This is a genomic window from Oleiphilus sp. HI0086 (genome assembly GCF_001635225.1).
Genome location: NZ_LWFZ01001398.1, coordinates 1 through 1048 on the forward strand (window position 1 = coordinate 1; position 1048 = coordinate 1048).

Genomic DNA, 1048 nt, shown 5'->3' on the forward strand with positions numbered 1-1048 from the left:
CTTTTTCGCACGACGCGCTTTTGCTTCACCAATCGATACACGACGGTTGACGTCTTTAATTTCAGCGATGGTCATGCCAGTTATGTTAGCCATTTCTGCGATCTTTCTTTGCGCACGCGTAATTTCAACACGGTTCGCTTCTAGCTTCGCTGCACAGGGGTGACTTTCTTCAATTAGGCCGTCAATCCACTGTAGGTTTGCTTCATTACCCGGGAATCGTTTGATGAACTCTTTACGATCCATACCGCAATATCTGGAGCAAAGCGCCATAACTGCACGCTCATTAATCCTAACGATTTCGTTGGTAGTACGAACTTCAACGATCAAGGCATCGAACTGCTTGGCACTCAATTTAAACGGTGCAAACAGTTTACCTAGCTCATTATAAGCTTTAGCTGCTTCTTTACTGCTACGAGTATGCTTTGCTTCTTCTGCTAAGGCTACCGCTAGCTGAGCACGAAGTTCATCCATGCGCTCACGCACTTCTTCTGGATCAGGGCCTTTCTCGCCCTCTTCTTCGTCATCGTCGTCGGAATCAGCACTATTCGCTTCGACTATAGGAGCCGGTGCAGGAATCGCATCGGTCTCTGGGTCAACAAAGCCTGAAATAATGTCACTTAGACGGCCTTCTTCTTCCACTGTCGTGTCATATCGATCCAAGATACCCTGAACGACACCCGGAAAGTGAGCCAAAGATGCCATCACATCCCGAACACCTTCTTCGATACGCTTGGCGATACGAATTTCGCCTTCACGCGTTAGTAGCTCTACAGTACCCATTTCACGCATATACATACGTACTGGGTCAGTTGTTCTGCCTGCTTCGGTTTCTACTGCTGCCAGTGCCGCAGCTGCTTCAGCCGCCGCCACTTCGTCTGTTGAATCTCCATCTGACATAAGCAATGAATCAGCATCAGGCGCAACTTCAACAACCTGAATACCCATGTCGTTGATCATGCGAATAATGTCTTCAACCTGATCCGGATCCGCAATATCTTCTGGAAGGTGGTCGTTTACTTCTGAGTAAGTCAGGTACCCTTGTTCTTTA

Annotated in this window: 1 protein-coding gene; it reads right to left on the bottom strand. The window is 47.8% G+C overall.

Translation table 11 applies throughout. The features are described 5' to 3' along the window. Nucleotides 1-1048: RNA polymerase sigma factor region1.1 domain-containing protein (locus tag A3756_RS23805; protein WP_304438936.1), on the bottom strand; the 1048-nt coding region annotated here is incomplete at both ends.